General features: G+C 60.9%; 19 protein-coding genes. 15 read left to right on the top strand and 4 right to left on the bottom strand.

Annotated elements, in window-relative coordinates:
* Nucleotide 1: 1 nt before the first annotated feature.
* Both J5M73_RS11905 and J5M73_RS11900 read left to right on the top strand, forming a co-directional pair.
* Nucleotides 2-1,468, top strand: coding sequence for a cytosine permease (locus J5M73_RS11905; protein ID WP_102863900.1), 1,467 nt, complete (start codon nt 2-4; stop codon nt 1,466-1,468).
* Nucleotides 1,461-2,378, top strand: a complete 918-nt coding sequence (locus tag J5M73_RS11900; protein WP_207815721.1) for a PfkB family carbohydrate kinase — start codon at nt 1,461-1,463, stop codon at nt 2,376-2,378. Before J5M73_RS11905 ends, J5M73_RS11900 begins: the two co-directional genes overlap by 8 nt.
* 53 nt (nt 2,379-2,431) lie before the next feature.
* On the opposite strand, the gene J5M73_RS11895 is transcribed toward J5M73_RS11900, so the two are convergent.
* Together J5M73_RS11895 and J5M73_RS11890 are read right to left on the bottom strand one after the other, a co-directional pair.
* Nucleotides 2,432-2,758: a hypothetical protein gene (locus J5M73_RS11895; RefSeq protein WP_102863898.1), complete on the bottom strand. Its 327-nt coding sequence runs from the start codon at nt 2,756-2,758 to the stop codon at nt 2,432-2,434.
* A gap of 83 nt (nt 2,759-2,841) precedes the next feature.
* Nucleotides 2,842-4,059 (bottom strand): MFS transporter, encoded by a 1,218-nt coding sequence (locus tag J5M73_RS11890; protein WP_243433775.1) that lies wholly within the window; start codon nt 4,057-4,059, stop codon nt 2,842-2,844.
* Nucleotides 4,060-4,263: 204 nt separating this feature from the next.
* On the opposite strand from J5M73_RS11890, the gene J5M73_RS11885 reads away from it, so the two are divergent.
* The gene (locus J5M73_RS11885; RefSeq protein WP_102863896.1) at nt 4,264-4,743 is read left to right on the top strand and encodes a GNAT family N-acetyltransferase; all 480 of its coding nucleotides are present in this window, start codon (nt 4,264-4,266) and stop codon (nt 4,741-4,743) included.
* A 114-nt stretch (nt 4,744-4,857) separates the two neighbouring features.
* Here the strand turns inward: J5M73_RS11885 and J5M73_RS11880 are convergent, their stop codons facing one another.
* Nucleotides 4,858-5,910 (bottom strand): NAD(P)-dependent alcohol dehydrogenase, encoded by a 1,053-nt coding sequence (locus J5M73_RS11880; RefSeq protein WP_102863895.1) that lies wholly within the window; start codon nt 5,908-5,910, stop codon nt 4,858-4,860.
* A 180-nt stretch (nt 5,911-6,090) separates the two neighbouring features.
* On the opposite strand from J5M73_RS11880, the gene J5M73_RS11875 reads away from it, so the two are divergent.
* The gene (locus J5M73_RS11875) at nt 6,091-6,987 is read left to right on the top strand and encodes an AraC family transcriptional regulator (RefSeq protein ID WP_102863894.1); all 897 of its coding nucleotides are present in this window, start codon (nt 6,091-6,093) and stop codon (nt 6,985-6,987) included.
* Between the two features lie 163 nt (nt 6,988-7,150).
* Here J5M73_RS11875 and J5M73_RS11870 read toward each other — a convergent pair whose 3' ends face one another.
* Nucleotides 7,151-8,815, bottom strand: a complete 1,665-nt coding sequence (locus J5M73_RS11870) for an electron transfer flavoprotein-ubiquinone oxidoreductase (protein WP_102863893.1) — start codon at nt 8,813-8,815, stop codon at nt 7,151-7,153.
* A gap of 99 nt (nt 8,816-8,914) precedes the next feature.
* Here J5M73_RS11870 and J5M73_RS11865 point away from each other — a divergent pair, with 99 nt between their 5' ends.
* The 11 genes from J5M73_RS11865 to J5M73_RS11815 all read left to right on the top strand — a co-directional run bounded on the left by J5M73_RS11865 (nt 8,915) and on the right by J5M73_RS11815 (nt 16,800).
* Nucleotides 8,915-9,106 (top strand): hypothetical protein, encoded by a 192-nt coding sequence (locus J5M73_RS11865; protein WP_102863892.1) that lies wholly within the window; start codon nt 8,915-8,917, stop codon nt 9,104-9,106.
* Between the two features lie 257 nt (nt 9,107-9,363).
* Nucleotides 9,364-10,113, top strand: a complete 750-nt coding sequence (locus J5M73_RS11860) for an electron transfer flavoprotein subunit beta/FixA family protein (protein ID WP_015634720.1) — start codon at nt 9,364-9,366, stop codon at nt 10,111-10,113.
* Between the two features lie 2 nt (nt 10,114-10,115).
* Complete coding sequence (locus J5M73_RS11855; protein ID WP_102863891.1) at nt 10,116-11,045, top strand: FAD-binding protein; 930 nt, start codon at nt 10,116-10,118, stop codon at nt 11,043-11,045.
* A gap of 80 nt (nt 11,046-11,125) precedes the next feature.
* Nucleotides 11,126-11,950 carry a transporter substrate-binding domain-containing protein gene (locus J5M73_RS11850; RefSeq protein ID WP_102863890.1) on the top strand — a complete coding sequence of 275 codons (825 nt, stop codon included), beginning with the start codon at nt 11,126-11,128 and terminating at the stop codon, nt 11,948-11,950.
* A gap of 9 nt (nt 11,951-11,959) precedes the next feature.
* Nucleotides 11,960-12,316, top strand: a complete 357-nt coding sequence (locus J5M73_RS11845) for a DUF4398 domain-containing protein (protein WP_102863889.1) — start codon at nt 11,960-11,962, stop codon at nt 12,314-12,316.
* Entirely contained in the window at nt 12,313-13,125 is an 813-nt protein-coding gene (locus tag J5M73_RS11840) for an OmpA family protein (RefSeq protein WP_102863888.1), read from the top strand. The genes J5M73_RS11845 and J5M73_RS11840 overlap by 4 nt, the downstream gene beginning before the upstream one ends.
* Nucleotides 13,126-13,330: 205 nt before the next feature.
* A complete protein-coding gene (locus J5M73_RS11835) occupies nt 13,331-14,770 on the top strand; it encodes a PLP-dependent aminotransferase family protein (protein WP_102863887.1) in 1,440 nt (479 codons plus the stop codon).
* Between the two features lie 76 nt (nt 14,771-14,846).
* Nucleotides 14,847-15,350 (top strand): translation initiation factor 2, encoded by a 504-nt coding sequence (locus tag J5M73_RS11830; RefSeq protein WP_102863886.1) that lies wholly within the window; start codon nt 14,847-14,849, stop codon nt 15,348-15,350.
* Nucleotides 15,351-15,519: 169 nt separating this feature from the next.
* On the top strand, nt 15,520-15,774 hold the full coding sequence (locus J5M73_RS11825; RefSeq protein ID WP_102863885.1) for a YkgJ family cysteine cluster protein: 255 nt from the start codon (nt 15,520-15,522) through the stop codon (nt 15,772-15,774).
* 38 nt (nt 15,775-15,812) lie between these two features.
* Nucleotides 15,813-16,421 carry an START domain-containing protein gene (locus J5M73_RS11820; protein ID WP_102863884.1) on the top strand — a complete coding sequence of 203 codons (609 nt, stop codon included), beginning with the start codon at nt 15,813-15,815 and terminating at the stop codon, nt 16,419-16,421.
* Between the two features lie 145 nt (nt 16,422-16,566).
* Nucleotides 16,567-16,800 (top strand): hypothetical protein, encoded by a 234-nt coding sequence (locus J5M73_RS11815; RefSeq protein WP_102863883.1) that lies wholly within the window; start codon nt 16,567-16,569, stop codon nt 16,798-16,800.
* The last annotated feature ends 35 nt before the right edge of the window (nt 16,801-16,835 follow it).

The following is a 16,835-nucleotide window of genomic DNA, read 5'->3' as shown; positions in this document are numbered from 1 at the left end:
CATGAGTTCATCGACCGCCGGGTCAGGTGTCGGACAACTGGAAACCCGTGGCATCGAGCCGGTCCCGGAAGCGGAGTGCAACGGTCATCCTTTGCAGCTGTTCTGGGTCTGGTTTGCGGCCAATATCAGCATCCTCGGGTTGCCCCTGGGGGCGACCCTGGTGGCGTTTCGCGGCCTGTCGATCTGGCAGGTGGTGCTGGTGGCGGTCCTGGGCTCGGTGGGATCGTTCGCCGTGGTCGGGCTGATATCCGTGGCCGGCCGTCGTGGCCGGGCGCCGAGCCTGACCCTGTCTCGGGCCATTTTCGGTGTGCGCGGCAATATCGGCCCCACCCTGGTGTCCATGCTGTCGCGAGTCGGTTGGGAAACGGTCAATACCACCACCGCAGCCTTTGTTCTCCTGTCCTTGAGTTCGATCCTGTTCCACACCCCGGCCTCGGCCAAGGACGCGCCACTGTTGACCCTGCTGTTCATCGCTATCTTTGTGCTCATGACGCTGAGTGTGTCCGGTCTGGGCCACGCCACGTTGCTGGTGATCCAGAAGTGGGCCACCTACGGATTCGGCGCGCTGAACGTCCTGGTGGGCGGCTTTCTCTGTGCCACCATCGACTGGACCGCAGTGTTCAATGCCTCCCCTGCGCCCATGAGCGCGATGATCATCGGCGTCGGCACCATGGCCGCAGGCACCGGGATCGGCTGGGCCAGCTCTGGGGCGGACATGTCCCGTTATCAGCAACGTTCGGTCACTGCCGGGCGCCTGGTGGCCTCGGCGGCCTTCGGTGCCGGTATTCCGCTGGTGCTGCTGATCACTCTGGGAGGCTTGCTGTCGGTCGGTAACGATCATCTGGCCTCAGCGGTGGACCCGATCATTGCGATCCGCGACATGCTGCCAACCTGGATGGCCGTGCCTTACCTGATCGCTGCCTTCGGCGGTCTGCTGTTGTCCAACAACCTGTCGGTGTATTCCGCCGGTCTCACCGCGCTGACCCTGGGCCTCAAGGTCAAGCGGGTCTACGCAGTACTGGTGGACATCGTGGCGATCTTCATGGGGTCGATCTACTTCATGTTGATCGCTGACAGTTTCTACGGCCCCTTCATCAGCTTCATTTCCCTGCTGGCGGTGCCGATCACGGCCTGGGTGGGAATCTTCGTGGTGGACTTGATCCATCGCCACTACTACAGCGCCGATGATTTATTGAATGTGGGCCCGAGCAGCGCCTACTGGTATCAGGGCGGCATCGAATGGCGGGCCTTTGGTGCCTGGGTGCTGGCCATCGTCCTGGGCTTCTGTTTCACCAGCATTGGCACCACGGTCGAGGACGTCTGGTTCACGGGACCATTGGCCGATTCCTGGCTCGGGCATAACGGCCTGGGCTGGATCATCACCTTCCTGGTGGCCGGCGGCGTCTATGGCGTGCTGGGCGGCGCCCGTGACCGGCGTCGGGCTTTTGTCGAGAATGCCAATGCCTAGATTGCTCCACAGTGGCCAGGTGATCGTCGATCTGGTGATGGCCGTTGATCGACTGCCGGAGTCTGGCGGTGATGTGCTGGCGCAGTCGGCCAGTTTCGAGGCGGGTGGCGGTTTCAATGTCATGGCGGCGGCCGCGCGCAATGGCCTGCCGGTGGTCTATCTCGGTCGTCACGGCCAGGGGCGCTTTGGTGATCTGGCACGGCAGGCGATGCAGGCCGAAGGCATCCAGATGAGCCTGGAACCCAGTCTCGGGGCCGACACGGGTCTATGCGTGGCCTTGACCGAAGCCTCTGCCGAACGCACTTTCATTTCCCATATAGGTGCCGAGGGCGAACTGACGGTCGAAGACTTGGCGCAGGTCCAGGTGAGAGCGGGGGATTACCTTTACGTCAGTGGCTACAGCCTGCTTCAGGCGAGCAAGGCCAAGGCCCTGGTCGACTGGGTGCTGGCGTTGCCAGTCTCGGTGCCCCTGATGTTCGACCCGGGGCCGCTGGTGGGCTCGCTGGATTCTCCCTTGATGGCGGCTTTGTTGCCACGTATCGACATCTGGAGCAGTAACCGGGTCGAGGCCCTGCGCTTGAGTGCCAGCTCGGAAATGGTCGAAGCCTTGCAGCGGCTGGGCTCAATGTTGTCGTCCAAGGCCATGCTGGTACTGCGTGACGGTCCCCGAGGTTGCTGGATCAATCAAGAGGGGCGTGCTGTGCTGGTGCCGGGATTCAAGGTCGAGGCAGTGGACAGCAATGGTGCCGGTGATGCCCATGCCGGTGTCTTTGTCGCCGCGCTTGCTGCGGGTCATGAGCCGCAGGCAGCGGCCCGTCGGGCCAATGCGGCGGCGGCCATCGCGGCGACCCGCCGTGGCCCGGCCACCGCACCGTGCAGCGCGGAAGTGGACGCAATGTTGCGGGCCTGATGGACCGTCACCAGCCTTGCGCAGCGCCAACTGGATTGAGCCGGCGCCGGGTGTTACTGACTGCTGCCCTCTGAGCCTGAGCCGCCGGTGGTGGTTTTCGATCCGCTACCGGTCTTGCCATTGTCCGGAGTCGTGGCATCCAGGGTGCCGGCGCCGCCCTGGCGGCCGTTGTCGTTGCCCTGGATTCGCGGGTCGGTGCCGGTGGCCGGCGGCAGCGAGCCTTCGTCCATGGCCGGTGGGTTGATGTTGATCTTCGGTGTGCTCTGGGGGGCAGGGGATTGCGGGCCTTCTACCGGATTGGTGGGGCCTGTGGTGCCCGCCAGGGCGGCGCTGGACAACAGTCCGGCCAGGGCCAGGGCTGAGAGTTGGACCTTGATCATGGTGTCGCCTCCATTGTTAGAGTCGTTACCTGATATTGGTCTGCCCTGGCGTGGGGTTGGTGCCGGATGATCGACGAACGGCGCTACGGGTTGTGGGCGATACGCAGTTGGAGCGCTCGGCGCCAGCCCAGGCGGCCGAGGCTGATCAGCCAGTTCAGCAGAGCAATAGCCAGTACGGTGAACAGCAGCGCCTGCATGCCGGCCTCGACGATGATCCGCCCGGCCAGCCAGGGAAAGCCGAATACCCCGACAAAATAGGACAGGCTGAACAACAGCAGTGCTTGCGAGGTGCTGCCGGCAGGTGCTTCGTTGGCGGCCAGGCCGTTGATCACTGAATACGTCAGGCCATAGCCAATCCCCAGTATCACTGCGGCCAACAGGTAGCTGGTGCTGCTGTCGACGACAAACAGAAACAGCAGGATCGACACCACCATCAGCCCCGATAGCAGGCAGGATGCGCGATAGGGGTCACGCTTGACCACGATGCCGGCGATCAGCATCCGGCTGGCGATGGCGGCGCTCATGAACCCGAGGAAGAACAGGGAGTAGTCCACGCCTCGGGATACACCGTAGCTGGTCTGGAAACTCGACAGCCCGCCGAACACACAGCCACCCAGGCCCACCATCAGGATTGGCCACAGGGCCCTGGAAGACAGTACGCGTGCCGCACCGCTCCTGGTGATCCGGGCCGCTGAAGTCCCCAGATGATTGGGCTGGCGACTCAGGCGGGCGCCCAGTCGCCAAAAGATCAGCACCCCCACCAGACTGGCTGCCGCAGCAATGAAAAAAGCACTGGTCACGGGATAGCCCAGCGCGCTGGCCAGGCGTCCCAGCAGCGGCCCGGAACCGATGCCGGTCATCATGCTGCCCGACAGCAGGGCGAAGTAGCGGGCTCGTTGCGCGGGCTCCACCAGCATCGCCACGATGATTGGCCCCAGGGTGTAGAACACTCCCCAGCCCAGGCCCAGGGTCAGGCCGAAGAGCAGCAGGGCGTGGCCGAACCCGGGGGTCAGGGCAAAGCCCAGGCTGGCCAGGGCCAGCAGGCAGCCGAACAGCGCCACCGAACGTGCGGCGCCAAGCCAGTCCGATAGGTGCCCGGAACCGATCACCGCGACGAAGGTGCTGAGCATCGCTGCCGAAATCACGCTGCCGGCGTCGTGCTCATTGCCGCCGCGGCTGCTGATCAGCAAGGACAGGAGAAAGGTCGATCCGTAAGACAGTGACAACAGATAGCTGCCCAGACAGAACAACCCGAACAATGGCCCTGGCCCCCTGGATTTCTGCATAGCCCGCACGGACATGAAAACTCCTCTCTTATGCTTGTAGTCGTGGAGGGCTTTCTAGCATGGCCTTCTGCGCTGTTTGTTCTGATCCTGCAGGCCTCAGGGTTAGCCGACAGCGGAGTAAGCCGCGAGCCGGGGAATCAGCTTTGCGCGTAAATGGCCGTGCATGTATTTCGGCTGTCGTTCTAATATGGCCACCTGATTCTGCCTAGAGAACCGTCGATGACCGTCGTAATCCGTCCTGCACTGCCCAGCGATGCCCCACAGATTCTTGCTTTCATCACTGAGCTCGCCGACTACGAGCGGGCTCGTCACGAAGTGATTGCCGGCGTCGCCGATATTGAGCGCAGCTTGTTCAGTGAGGGGGCTACGGCCCACGGCCTGATCTGCCTGCGTGACGGCGTGCCGATTGGCTTTGCGGTGTTTTTCTTCAGTTATTCCACCTGGCTGGGCAGCAACTGTCTGTACCTGGAGGATCTCTACATCACCCCGGAACAACGCGGTGGCGGGGCGGGCAAGCAACTGTTGCGGCATCTGGCACAGATCGCCTGTGACAACGATTGCGGACGCTTCGAATGGAGTGTGCTGGAGTGGAATGAACCGGCGATCCAGTTCTACAAGTCCCTGGGCGCCCAGCCTCAGGAGGAGTGGGTCAAGTACCGCATGGACGGCGAAGTGCTGCGGGCGTTCGCCCGGGGCTGACGACAGCCCCCATGGGCTGGCGCCAGCTGGCCCGTGCCGGAGCCGGCTTGTCGGCGAAGGCGTATTGCGTGGAGCGCCTCCTCGTGACAAGCCGGGCCGTCATGGCATCGAGATTCAGAGCTTCAAGGTCGCCATGTCGATCACGAAGCGATACTTCACATCCCCTTTGATCATGCGCTCATAGGCCTGGTTGATCTGACGAATATCCAGCATCTCGATGTCGCAGGTGATGCCGTGCTCGGCGCAGAAATCCAGCACCTCCTGGGTCTCGGCAATGCCGCCGATCAGCGATCCGGCCAGTACGCGACGGCTCATCACCAGCTTGCCGGCGTGCAGTGCCGGGTCCACCGGCTCGATCAGGCCCACCAGGATGTGCACGCCGTCAAAGCGCAGGGTGTCGAGGTAGGGATTGAGGTCGTGGGGCACCGGGATGGTGTCCAGGAGGAAGTCGAAATGCCCGGCTACCGACTGCATCTGCGCCGCATCGGTGGATACGATCACATGGTCCGCGCCTTGGCGGCGGGCTTCTTCGGCCTTGCTCGCCGAGCGGGTGAACAGGGTCACTTCGGCCCCCAGGGCCTTGGCGAACTTGATGCCCATGTGGCCCAGGCCGCCCATGCCGAGAATCCCCACTTTGTCGCCGGCCTTGACGCCATAGTGCTTGAGGGGCGAGTAGGTGGTGATGCCGGCACAGAGAATCGGTGCTGCGCTGGCCAGGTCGAGTTTCTCCGGGATGCGCACGACAAAGTGCTCGCTGACCACGATGCTGTCGGAGTAGCCGCCCATGGTGTTGCTGCCATCGACCCGATCCGGGGTGGCGTAGGTCATGGTCGGACCTTCCAGGCAGTACTGTTCCAGATTCGCAGCACAGGCTTCGCAATGGCGGCAGGAGTCCACCATGCAGCCGACGCCCACTAGGTCGCCGACCTTGTGCTTGCTGACGTTGGCGCCGACGGCGGTGACCTTGCCGACGATCTCGTGGCCCGGCATCAGCGGGTACACGGCGATGCCCCATTCGTTGCGGGCCTGGTGGATGTCGGAGTGGCAGACGCCGCAGTAGAGGATCTCGATGGCGACGTCGTCCGCGCGTGGGCTGCGGCGCTGGAAGCTCATGGGGGCGAGGGGAGTGGTGGCCGATTGGGCGGCATAACCGATGGTGGTGTACATGAAGAACCTCGCAAAAGCGCTGACAAGTGAGGCGGTGCATTCTCGGCGTCGAGCCTGAGGGCGGCCATGGCGATTCCTCGGCATGTCATGCCTATTCCTCCGGTATTGGCGGTTTTTGCGCGGCATTGGCCAGCAGACCTGCGATGATGTTTTCATCCCTTTTTTCGTGAAGTTTTCTGCATGCTGCTGACCCGTCACCTTGACGCCAATGCCACCCTGGTTTCGCTGATCCAGCCCCTTGCCAGCCGAGATGGTTTCGTTGCCACCGCCTTGCCTGGGGTCCAGGTGCTGCGGGCCAGCTGTGATGTGGCGCGAGGTCCACAGATCTATGAACCGAGCCTGATGATCATTGTCCAGGGCAGCAAACTGGCCTACCTGGGCACGCGGACCCTGGAATACGGCGCCGGGCACTACCTGATCCAGGCCTTGTCGGTGCCCTTCGAGTGCGAAACCTTCGCCTTGCCCGATGCACCGCTGCTGGGGATTTCCATTGCCATCGACCGGGCAGTCCTGAGCGAGCTGGTGCTGGCCATGGGGATCGCCGAAGGCCGGGCGGCTTCGGCGCAAACCCTGGAATCGATGACCTCGGCGGTGCTTGACGACGTCATGCGTGGTTGCGTGGAGCGCCTGCTGCATTGCCTGCTCGATCCTCTGGAGTGCAAGGTCATGGGGGCGTCCAGGGTGCGCGAGCTGCTCTTTGCTGCCCTGCGCGGGCCTCAGGCCGATGCGTTGCGGGCACTGGTGGAGCAGCAGGGGCAGTTCGCGCGGGTCGCGGCTTCGCTCAATCATCTGCACGAGCATTACACCGAGCCGTTGAACGTCGAGACCCTGGCCCGTTGCGCCAACATGAGCACGTCGACCTTCCACGAGCATTTCAAGCGCAGCACCCTGCTGTCGCCAGTGCAGTACCTCAAGCGCCTGCGGTTGCTCAAGGCCCAGCAGTTGCTGGTGGGAGAAGGGCTGGGTGTGGCCCAGGTAGCGCATCGGGTGGGTTACCAGAGCACCTCGCAGTTCAGTCGCGAGTACAAACGCTACTTTGAGCGTAATCCCGGGGATGAGCGGGCCGTAGCTCTGTAGATGCTGTTCGTAGGCGCTGGCTTGCCAGCGACGACGCCTTTGGGTCGGTACAAGGCTTGAGGGGCTCTTCACCGACTAGTCGGCTCCTGCCGGAGGCTGTGCCGGCAAATCCCGGGCATGAAAAAGGCCCCCATAAAGGGGGCCTCTTGTGTACCGCGGCGACTTACATGTTCGGGTAAGTCGGGCCGCCGGCACCTTCCGGAGTGACCCAGGTGATGTTCTGGGCCGGGTCCTTGATATCGCAGGTCTTGCAGTGCACGCAGTTCTGGGCGTTGATCTGGAAGCGCTTCTCGCCGTCTTCCTGGGTGATCACTTCATACACGCCGGCTGGGCAGTAACGCTGAGCAGGCTCGTCGTACAGCGGCAGGTTGCGGCCCAGAGGGATGCTCGGGTCGGTCAGCTTGAGGTGGCAAGGCTGTTCTTCTTCATGGTTGGTACCGGAGATGAACACCGAGCTCAGTTTGTCGAAGCTGAGTTTGCCGTCGGGTTTGGGGTAGTCGATCTTCGCGCAGTCCTTGGCCAGCTTCAGGCAGGCGTAGTCCGGCTTGGTGTCGTGCAGGGTGAAGGGCAGCTTGCCACCGAAGATGTTCTGATCCATCCAGTTGAAGCCGGCGCCGATGATCGGACCGAACTTGTGCATGGCCGGACCGAAGTTGCGGCTGGCGAACAGCTCTTCATACAGCCAGCTGGATTTGAAGGAGTCGACGTAGCTCTTCAGCTCATCGGCACCTTCGGAGCCGGCGAACAGCGAGTCGGCCACGGCATCGGCGGCGAGCATGCCGGACTTCATGGCGGTGTGGCTGCCCTTGATCTTGGCCACGTTCATGGTGCCCAGGTCGCAGCCGATCAAGGCCCCGCCCTTGAAGACCATCTTCGGCAGCGAATTGATACCGCCCTTGGCCAGTGCACGGGCGCCGTAGCTGATGCGTTTGCCGCCTTCCAGGTACTGCTTGAGCACCGGGTGATGCTTGAGGCGCTGGAATTCGTCGAACGGCGACAGGTAGGTGTTGGCATAGGACAGGTCGACGATCAGGCCCACCACGACCTGGTTGTTTTCCAGGTGGTAGAGGAAGGAACCGCCGGTGTTCTCGTTGCTCATGATGTCCAGCGGCCAGCCGGCGGTGTGGACCACCAGGCCCGGTTGGTGCTTGGCCGGATCGATTTCCCAGATTTCCTTGAGGCCGATGCCGTAGTGCTGGGCGTCGGCGTCGCTGTCCAGGTTGAAGCGCTTGATCAGTTGCTTGCCGATATGGCCGCGGCAGCCTTCGGCGAACAGGGTGTACTTGCCGCGCAGTTCCATGCCTGGGGTGTAGAGGCCATCTTTCGGCTGTCCTTCACGGTCGACACCCAGGTCACCGGTGATGATCCCGCGGACCACGCCGTTTTCGTCGATCAGGGCTTCCTGGGCGGCGAAGCCCGGGTAGATTTCCACGCCCAGGTTCTCGGCCTGCTGGGCCAGCCAGCGGCACAGGTTGCCCAGGGAAATGATGTAGTTGCCTTCGTTGTGCATGGTCTTGGGCACAAAGAAGTCTGGAACCTTGGTGGAAGTGTCGCCGCTACGCAGGACATAAATGTCGTCGCGGGTGACCGGGGTGTTGAGCGGGGCGCCCAGTTCCTTCCAGTCCGGGAACAGTTCATTCAGGGCCCGAGGCTCGAACACGGCACCGGAAAGGATGTGAGCACCGACTTCGGAGCCTTTTTCAACCACGCAGACGCTGATTTCCTTACCGGCTTCAGCGGCCTTCTGCTTAAGGCGGCAAGCGGCGGACAAGCCTGCGGGGCCGGCACCGACGATGACCACGTCGAATTCCATGTATTCGCGTTCCACTAGGCTATCTCCTACTCAAGGCTCAACGGTTTTTTCTAATTGGAGGTTTGGCGTTGCATCCGCGCTTTCTCCCATTACAAATGGGGGGAGAAGGGGAGGATGGCCGACCTTTCTCTCTGGGCGGCGCATTATATCTACACCACTCTCAGCGTCCAATACAAACGTTTGTTTGAATTTGCCGCAGCCCAGATAAATCAAAGAAGCGCGGCTTATAAACGGCTATTTTGCCGTATTGACCGGAAAAGGCGTTCCGGTCAAGATACGGTCGGTTTTGCGCTCGCCGTAGGCTGACTGTTGGTTTCAAGAGCACCTCTAAAGACAGGGCAAAGGCAATAAAGGTGACGCACCGCGCAACTTGAAAGTGCGCAGTCTACACGCCGCGATAATGAATGACTCGTCGGTCACCACTGACGAACGGTCATCACCCCGTGAGCAAGGTCAACCTGATGTACGCCAGCGTTTTTGGAGGTGCCCTTGTGCCGATGAGCATCAACCGCCAGGTTCTCGCCTAGGCGACTTTCTTTTCACCGGAGAGTAACGAGGAATCCATGAAGGTTCTTGTAGCTGTCAAACGAGTGGTCGACTATAACGTCAAGGTTCGCGTCAAAGCGGACAACTCCGGCGTCGACCTCGCCAACGTCAAGATGTCGATGAACCCTTTCTGCGAAATCGCAGTGGAAGAAGCCGTACGCCTGAAAGAGAAAGGTGTAGCGACTGAAATCGTCGTCGTCTCCATCGGTCCTGCTACTGCTCAAGAGCAACTGCGTACCGCCCTGGCACTGGGTGCCGATCGCGCAATCCTCGTCGAGTCCGCTGAAGAGTTGAACTCCCTGGCTGTGGCCAAGCTGCTCAAGGCTGTGGTCGACAAGGAGCAGCCACAGCTGGTGATCCTCGGCAAACAGGCCATCGATAGCGACAACAACCAGACCGGCCAGATGCTGGCGGCCCTGAGCGGTTACGCTCAAGGCACCTTCGCCTCCAAGGTCGAAGTGTCCGGCGACAAGGTCAACGTCACTCGCGAAATCGACGGCGGCCTGCAGACCGTTGCGCTGAACCTGCCAGCCATCGTCACCACCGACCTGCGTCTGAACGAGCCGCGCTATGCGTCTCTGCCAAACATCATGAAAGCCAAGAAGAAGCCGCTTGAAACGCTGACTCCTGATGCTTTGGGTGTTTCCACCGCCTCCACTAACAAGACCCTGAAAGTCGAAGCGCCGGCTGCACGCAGCGCAGGTATCAAGGTCAAGTCGGTGGCTGAACTGGTCGAGAAACTGAAAAACGAAGCGAAGGTAATCTGATCATGACTATCTTGGTAATCGCCGAACACGATAACAAGGCGCTGGCTCCGGCCACCCTGAACACCTTTGCCGCCGCCGCCAAAATCGGTGGTGACGTTCATGTACTGGTAGCCGGCCAGGGTGTTGGCGCGGTGGCTGAAGCCGCTGCAAAAATCGCTGGCGTGGCCAAAGTGCTGGTGGCGGACAATGCCGCCTACGCTCACCAACTGCCGGAAAACGTTGCGCCGCTGGTGGCCGAGCTGGGTGCTGGCTACAGCCACATCCTGGCTGCCGCTACCTCCAACGGTAAGAACATCCTGCCGCGGGTTGCCGCTCAGCTGGACGTTGACCAGATATCCGAGATCATCTCGGTAGAAAGCGCTGACACCTTCAAGCGTCCGATCTATGCCGGTAACGCCATCGCTACCGTGCAGTCCTCGGCTGCCGTGAAAGTCATCACCGTGCGGGCTACCGGCTTCGACGCCGTTGCTGCTGAAGGTGGTTCGGCTGCGGTTGAAGCCGTTGGCGCTGCTCACGATGCCGGCAAGTCGAGCTTCGTTGGCGAAGAACTGGCCAAGTCCGATCGTCCTGAACTCACCGCTGCCAAGATCGTCGTTTCCGGCGGCCGTGGCATGCAGAACGGTGACAACTTCAAGCACCTGTACGCCCTGGCCGACAAGCTTGGCGCAGCGGTTGGCGCCTCCCGCGCAGCCGTGGACGCAGGCTTCGTGCCCAACGACATGCAGGTCGGCCAGACCGGCAAGATCGTCGCGCCACAGCTGTACATCGCCGTCGGTATCTCCGGCGCGATCCAGCACCTGGCAGGCATGAAGGATTCCAAGGTGATCGTTGCGATCAACAAGGACGAAGAAGCTCCGATCTTCCAGGTGGCCGACTACGGTCTGGTGGCGGACTTGTTCGAAGCCGTACCTGAGTTGGAGAAGCTGGTCTAATCCGGCGGCTTCACTTATAAAGAGCCCGGCCCTTTGGCCGGGCTTTTTTTTGTCTGTTTTTTGTTGGGGAGAATTTCGCCATGGATCTGCGCCGCATGAGGGGCTGGTCAGCGCTGTTGGGTCTGGCGTTGTTGCCATCGCTGTCGATGGCTGCGGGCAAGTGCGAACGCCTGGTGGTCACCGGCAGCCCGGATGCACCACCCTACCTGTGGCGCGATCCGCAGAATCCCAAGCACCTGATAGGGGCCAGTGCCGATCTATTGCAGCAGGTGGCGGGAGAGTTGGGGCTCAAGATCGAGTTGCTGTACGCCGGCAAACGTTCCGAGGCCTTGGATGAAGTGCGCAGTGGGCGCATGGATCTGCTAGCCGACGCGCCCCTGACCTTGAACGAACTGGAGTCCCTGGACTACATCCATCCGGCCCTGGTGCAGAACGACTACCTGGTGTGGACCCGCAAGGACTCCACCCTGAGCTACACCCAGCCGTTGGATCTTGTCGGCCATCCCGGCGCGGTATCGGAAAAGGCCAGGCTGACCCAGCCCTTTCAGGCTATGGCCAAGGAGCATCTGCAACTCAAGCCTTTACCGAATCTGACCCAGGTTTTCCAGACCTTGCTCCTGGGGGAAGTGGACTATGTTCTGGCGCCGCGTTACGCGGGCATGGCCATGGCCCAGTCCTTGGGGATGGCGGCGGATCTGGTGTCCTTTCCCCAGCCTGTCGACAAACCGGGGCTGTTCCTGGCCTTGTCCCACAACTCCGCCTGCAATGATCCATGGTTGCGCGGACAGTTGGCAAAAAAGATGACAGAATTGCCCGCGTCCGGTCTGACGGAGGCCTTGCTGCAGCGCAATCTGGAGCGCTGGAAGGCCCAGTTGCAGCAACCCGTCAGCAGCCCAAAACCGTAGGAATCACGTGTGACTATTCGACCTCTTTTCGCTGCCCTGGCCCTGTTGGCCTTGGCGGGTTGTGCAACCGATCCGGCGCCCAACGAGCAGATGCGCCTTACTGCCCAGGCCCTGGAACAAGCCAAGGCCGTGGGGGCTTCGGCCGAGGACATGCCTGAGTTGAAACTGGCCGAAGACAAGTTCGCCCGTGCCCAGGGCAATATGCAGGATGAGTCGTACAAGAAGGCGCGGATGCGCGCCGAGCAGGCCGAACTGGATGCGCGTCTGGCAGAAGCCAAGGTCCTGACTCAGAAAAGCCAGGAGCAGGTGAATGTGCTCAATACCCGCATTACGCGCCTGCGCAAGCAGTTGGGAGACGCCCAATGAGCCTCTCTATCCGTATCTTCGGCGGCGCTGTGCTGTTGGCCTGCGCCGGTCTCTATGGCTGCGCCGGCCAGCACAGTGAGGAGGCCTTGCAGCAAGCCGGCAACGACTTCCAGAAGGTCAAGGAAGACTCCAATGTGCTGCGTATCGCGCCCAAGGACGTGATACGTGCGGGTGAGTCCCTGGCTCGCGCTGATCGTCTGTCGACCTACTGGGGCAGCGGTGGCGACGTGGAGCACTATGCCTACCTGAGCCGTCGTTACAGCGAAATCGCCCGTGAGCACACCGAACAGGCGCTGAATCAGGAGCGTGCGGCCAAGCTCGAGCTGGAGCGTCAACGTCTGCAACTGGCCCTGCGTGAGGCCAAGTTGCTGAGTGTGCAGCAGCAGGGCAAATGGCTCGAGGAGCAGATCATCAGCCTGGCCACCACCCAGACCGATCGTGGTCTGGTGATGACTCTGGGAGACGTGCTGTTCGACACCGGTGAAGCCGAGTTGAAGAGTTCGGCGAACCGCACGGTGCTCAAGGTGGTGCAGTTCCTCCAGCTGAACCCTAAGCGCGTGGTGCGCATCGAGGGCTACACCGATAACACCGGGGAGCGTCAGAGCAACCTGCAGCTGTCTCGCGATCGTGCCCAGGCGGTGGCCGATGTGCTGGTGGACCTGGGAATCGACGAAAAGCGTGTCCATGTCCAGGGCTATGGTGACGAGTACCCAGTGGAAGCCAATGCCTCCGAGCGGGGCCGGGCGCAGAACCGTCGGGTGGAAATCGTCTTCTCCGACGACAAGGGCCAACTCGGCGCTGCTCGCTGAAACACTGATCCTTTTGCCCCTGAAAAGCCCGACGCCTCGCAAGTGTTGGGTTTTTTTATGTCTGAGGGTGTCGCAAAAACTCGACAGTTCTACTTTTCACTGCCCTGTGTCCTCGACTATTGTAGAAACTGTCCCAGTACACTTCTAAACTGTGCCGGTATTGTTTCACACAAGAATAAAACGCCGTGAAATCGAGTGCTGCGCCATGACCAATCTCTTGCTCTATCAACGTATCGCTCAGCAACTGGCTGAGGATATTCGCCGTGGTGTCTACCAGCCGGGGGAGCGCGTACCGTCGGTGCGCAAGATGAGCTCGCAGCTCAATGTCAGCCACGCCACGGTGCTCCAGGCCTACGCCAATCTGGAAGATCAGGGACTGATCCGCGCGCGTCCCCAATCGGGTTACTACGTGCACCAGACTCCGGCTCTGACCGCGCCGACCCCGGATATTGCCCGGGTCGAACGTCCAGGACTGGTCACGCGCAGCAGCATTATTCAGCAGGTGCTGGTGGAGTCCCGTCGCGAGGGAGTGTTTCCCCTGGGGGCGGCAGTGCCCAGCGTTGACTATTTGCCGGTGCGGGCGCTGCACCAGCAATTGGCCAAGGTCACGCGTTTTCACAGTCCGCGGGCGTTCAGCTATATGTTCAGCCCGGGATTCGAGCCCTTGCGGCGTCAGGTGGCGATTCGCATGCGCGATGCCGGGGTCGTGGTCGACCCTTCGGAAGTGGTGATTACCCACGGATGCGTCGATGCCTTGCAGATGTCCCTACGGGTCCTGACCCGGCCGGGTGATCTGATCGCCGCGGAATCGCCGACCTATTACGGGCTGCTGCAACTGGCGGACCTGCTGGGGCTCAAGGTCATCGAGATTCCCAGCGACCCCTCTACGGGCATGAGTCTTGAGGCCCTGCAGCTGGCGGCCAACCAATGGTCGATCAAGGCCCTGGTACTGACTACGCGCCTGAGCAACCCCCTGGGTGGAACCATGCCGGAGGAGCGGCAGAAGCAACTGCTGCGCCTGGCTTCGGACTTCGATATCCAGGTGGTCGAGGACGATATCTACGGCGAGTTGATGTTCGAAGTGGGGCGCACCAAGGCCCTCAAGGCCTATGACCGCCTGGACCGGGTGATCTACTGCTCAAGCTTCTCCAAGACCCTATCGCCGGGAGTGCGTATCGGCTGGATGATTGCTGGCAAGTATCAGCAGGAGATCCAGCGCCTGCAGACCTTCAGTACCCATTCCGCATGCAGCGTGACGCAGATGGGGGTTGCGGCGTATCTGGAGAACGGTGGTTATGACCGTCATTTGCGCTACATCCGCCAGGAATACCGCAAGAACCTCAGCGCCTTTCAACTGGCGGTGCAGCAGCATTTTCCGGAAGGTACGCAGATTACCCGGCCCAACGGCGGGTTCATTCTCTGGGTCAGCCTGCCGGGACGGGTCAACACCCAGGAACTGCACGTGCGGGCTTTGCAGCAGGGCATCAGCATCGCTCCGGGGTTGATCTTCAGTAACACCGAACAGTTCAACCACTGCGTGCGCCTGAATTGCGGGACACCTTGGAACCGCGAGGCCGAGCGAGCCTTGATGACCCTGGGCATGCTCGCCAGTCAGTTATGCCAAGAAGCGTCCGGCGGATTCTAGACAGTGCGGTCCCATGCTTGTCATGGGGCTTGCAACAAGCGAGCATAGGGCACCTTTTGTCGATCTACCTGCCTTTATGAAAGCCTTTTTTCCTGCCATCTGGTTGAGTGCCTGCCTCTTGGGAGTCGTTGCGGCGCCTGTCCAGGCGGCCTCGACCCCGGATAAACCGGCTGCCAGCGTTACTCATTCAAGCAAGGCCTCCAGCACCAAGCAGGCTCCAGCGAGCAAGACCAAGCCGTCCGCCAATGCCAGCAAAGCCCAGCCCAAGAAAAAGACCAAGCCTGCGCCCAAGAAGGCCAAGTCCAAGTGGGCCTATCAAGATATCAACACACCTCTGGCCAGCCCCAAGCTCGACTTGAGCCTGCCACCGGAAATGGTCAAGCACTTGCAGCCTGTGGGAGCGCTGCCGCTGCCCAAGCGCGAGCCTCTGCTGCCACAGATGTTTGGCGAGAAGCCCAAGGACAGCAGTCCGTTCCAACTCAACGGTCGATTGCTCAGCAACGAAATGCAGCTGCAGTTACGCAACGAGGAGCGTCGGGATATCGAGGGTGCTGCCCTGGATTTCGAGTTCAAGCAGTAAATTCATCAACCACTCTGTGACCGAGTTGACCGGCACTTTGTCGGAGACTGATCAGTCACGCACGGTTGTGCGTCAAATCCGTTCTTTGAGTAATTTTAAACGGCTGTTTTAGCGGTTACTCTTGTCCGGCCTCATTCAACACTATGCTTGTCGCGAGGAGCTTTTCGTCATGAACTGCCGTGAAGGTTGTGGCGCTTGCTGCATTGCCCCTTCTATCAGTACGCCGATTCCCGGAATGCCCAATGGCAAGCCGGCGGGAGAACGTTGCCTGCACCTTTCTGTCGAACACCTGTGCGGTCTTTTCGGCAGGCCGGAGCGGCCAGCGGTTTGTGGGGCATTTCAGGCGGACCCTGAGGTGTGTGGCGAAAGTCGAGAAGACGCCATCCGTTTGCTCGGTTGGTGGGAACAAGTGACGGCTGCTTAGTTTTAATGAACGGAACTTCAACAATAAGGAATAAGACAATGGGTTCGCTGCATCGAATTGCTGTGCTCTGTGGTTTAACCGTGCTGCTGTCGGCAACGGCCCACGCCGAAGATTGGCAAACGGCCAAGGATGAAGACGGCATCAAGATTTCCTTGAGTGAAGTGGCCGGTTCCAAATACAAGGCCTATCGCGGCGTCACCACCATGAAGACCTCCATCGCCAAGCTTCGCGCGCTGCAGGAAGACGTGGCCGGTGCCTGCTCCTGGATTCATGAGTGCAAGAGCCAGAAGCTGCTCAAGCATGAGGGCGATCAAAGCTGGACCTACACTCAGTTCAATACCCCCTGGCCAGTGACTGCCCGTGACTCGGTGCTGCACATTACCTCCAGCGAGGCCGCCGATGGCAGTCTGACCCGTAAGCTGGAAGGCGTGCCCACCTACATTCCCGAAGAGAAAGGCTTCGTGCGTGTGTCCCAGGTTGAGGGTTACTGGAAGTTTGTGCCCAAAGGGGCCGATCAGGTGGAAGTGACCTACCAGGTGCATACCGAGCCGGGTGGCAGCGTGCCGTCCTGGCTGGCCAACAAGTTCGTGGTGGACGCGCCCTTCAATACTTTGAAGGCGCTCAAGGCCCGTGCCGAAAAGCCGTAATCGGCTGATTGTCCACGGGATTCATCAAGGCCGCCTCCGGGCGGTCTTTTAATTGGTTTGTTCCCGCCAGCACTGTGGAACGTTTGCCTCGCACTCAAGGTCGAGATGCTGTAGGTCCACTCATGGAGCTATCAAGGAGGCGTTGATGCAAAAGTGGCAAGTCACTTTCGTGGATGATCATGGCGTCCAGTCCGTCGAGCAGTTCGATTGCGATCAGCAACCGACGTTGGAACGCGCCGCACAATTGGTCCGGGCCAGGTTGCTGCCAGTAAGTGCCGAACTGGATCTCAATGATCTGGATGGGCGCACTGATGCCCCCACCCTCAAGAGCTTGAAAGAGCAGAACAGCATTCAGATTCTCAGCATTACGCCGATGTAATGAGAGCAGAGAGGGCTCCGACAGCAATTTCTGGC

It is taken from the genome of Pseudomonas sp. 50_B (genome assembly GCF_017491625.1).
Classification (GTDB): domain Bacteria; phylum Pseudomonadota; class Gammaproteobacteria; order Pseudomonadales; family Pseudomonadaceae; genus Aquipseudomonas; species Aquipseudomonas danubii.
This window is presented reverse-complemented; position numbering and strand designations above follow the sequence as displayed.

Bases quoted from the DNA above. Each gene is read 5' to 3' on its own strand.
- J5M73_RS11850 (WP_102863890.1), top strand. From the start codon at position 11,126: ATGGATCTGCGCCGCATGAGGGGCTGGTCAGCGCTGTTGGGTCTGGCG.
- J5M73_RS11860 (WP_015634720.1), top strand. From the start codon at position 9,364: ATGAAGGTTCTTGTAGCTGTCAAACGAGTGGTCGACTATAACGTCAAG.
- J5M73_RS11855 (WP_102863891.1), top strand. From the start codon at position 10,116: ATGACTATCTTGGTAATCGCCGAACACGATAACAAGGCGCTGGCTCCG.
- J5M73_RS11890 (WP_243433775.1), bottom strand. From the start codon at position 4,059: ATGTCCGTGCGGGCTATGCAGAAATCCAGGGGGCCAGGGCCATTGTTC.
- J5M73_RS11840 (WP_102863888.1), top strand. From the start codon at position 12,313: ATGAGCCTCTCTATCCGTATCTTCGGCGGCGCTGTGCTGTTGGCCTGC.
- J5M73_RS11895 (WP_102863898.1), bottom strand. From the start codon at position 2,758: ATGATCAAGGTCCAACTCTCAGCCCTGGCCCTGGCCGGACTGTTGTCC.
- J5M73_RS11900 (WP_207815721.1), top strand. From the start codon at position 1,461: ATGCCTAGATTGCTCCACAGTGGCCAGGTGATCGTCGATCTGGTGATG.
- J5M73_RS11905 (WP_102863900.1), top strand. From the start codon at position 2: ATGAGTTCATCGACCGCCGGGTCAGGTGTCGGACAACTGGAAACCCGT.
- J5M73_RS11830 (WP_102863886.1), top strand. From the start codon at position 14,847: ATGAAAGCCTTTTTTCCTGCCATCTGGTTGAGTGCCTGCCTCTTGGGA.
- J5M73_RS11875 (WP_102863894.1), top strand. From the start codon at position 6,091: ATGCTGCTGACCCGTCACCTTGACGCCAATGCCACCCTGGTTTCGCTG.
- J5M73_RS11825 (WP_102863885.1), top strand. From the start codon at position 15,520: ATGAACTGCCGTGAAGGTTGTGGCGCTTGCTGCATTGCCCCTTCTATC.
- J5M73_RS11865 (WP_102863892.1), top strand. From the start codon at position 8,915: ATGGCCGACCTTTCTCTCTGGGCGGCGCATTATATCTACACCACTCTC.
- J5M73_RS11880 (WP_102863895.1), bottom strand. From the start codon at position 5,910: ATGTACACCACCATCGGTTATGCCGCCCAATCGGCCACCACTCCCCTC.
- J5M73_RS11835 (WP_102863887.1), top strand. From the start codon at position 13,331: ATGACCAATCTCTTGCTCTATCAACGTATCGCTCAGCAACTGGCTGAG.
- J5M73_RS11885 (WP_102863896.1), top strand. From the start codon at position 4,264: ATGACCGTCGTAATCCGTCCTGCACTGCCCAGCGATGCCCCACAGATT.
- J5M73_RS11820 (WP_102863884.1), top strand. From the start codon at position 15,813: ATGGGTTCGCTGCATCGAATTGCTGTGCTCTGTGGTTTAACCGTGCTG.
- J5M73_RS11815 (WP_102863883.1), top strand. From the start codon at position 16,567: ATGCAAAAGTGGCAAGTCACTTTCGTGGATGATCATGGCGTCCAGTCC.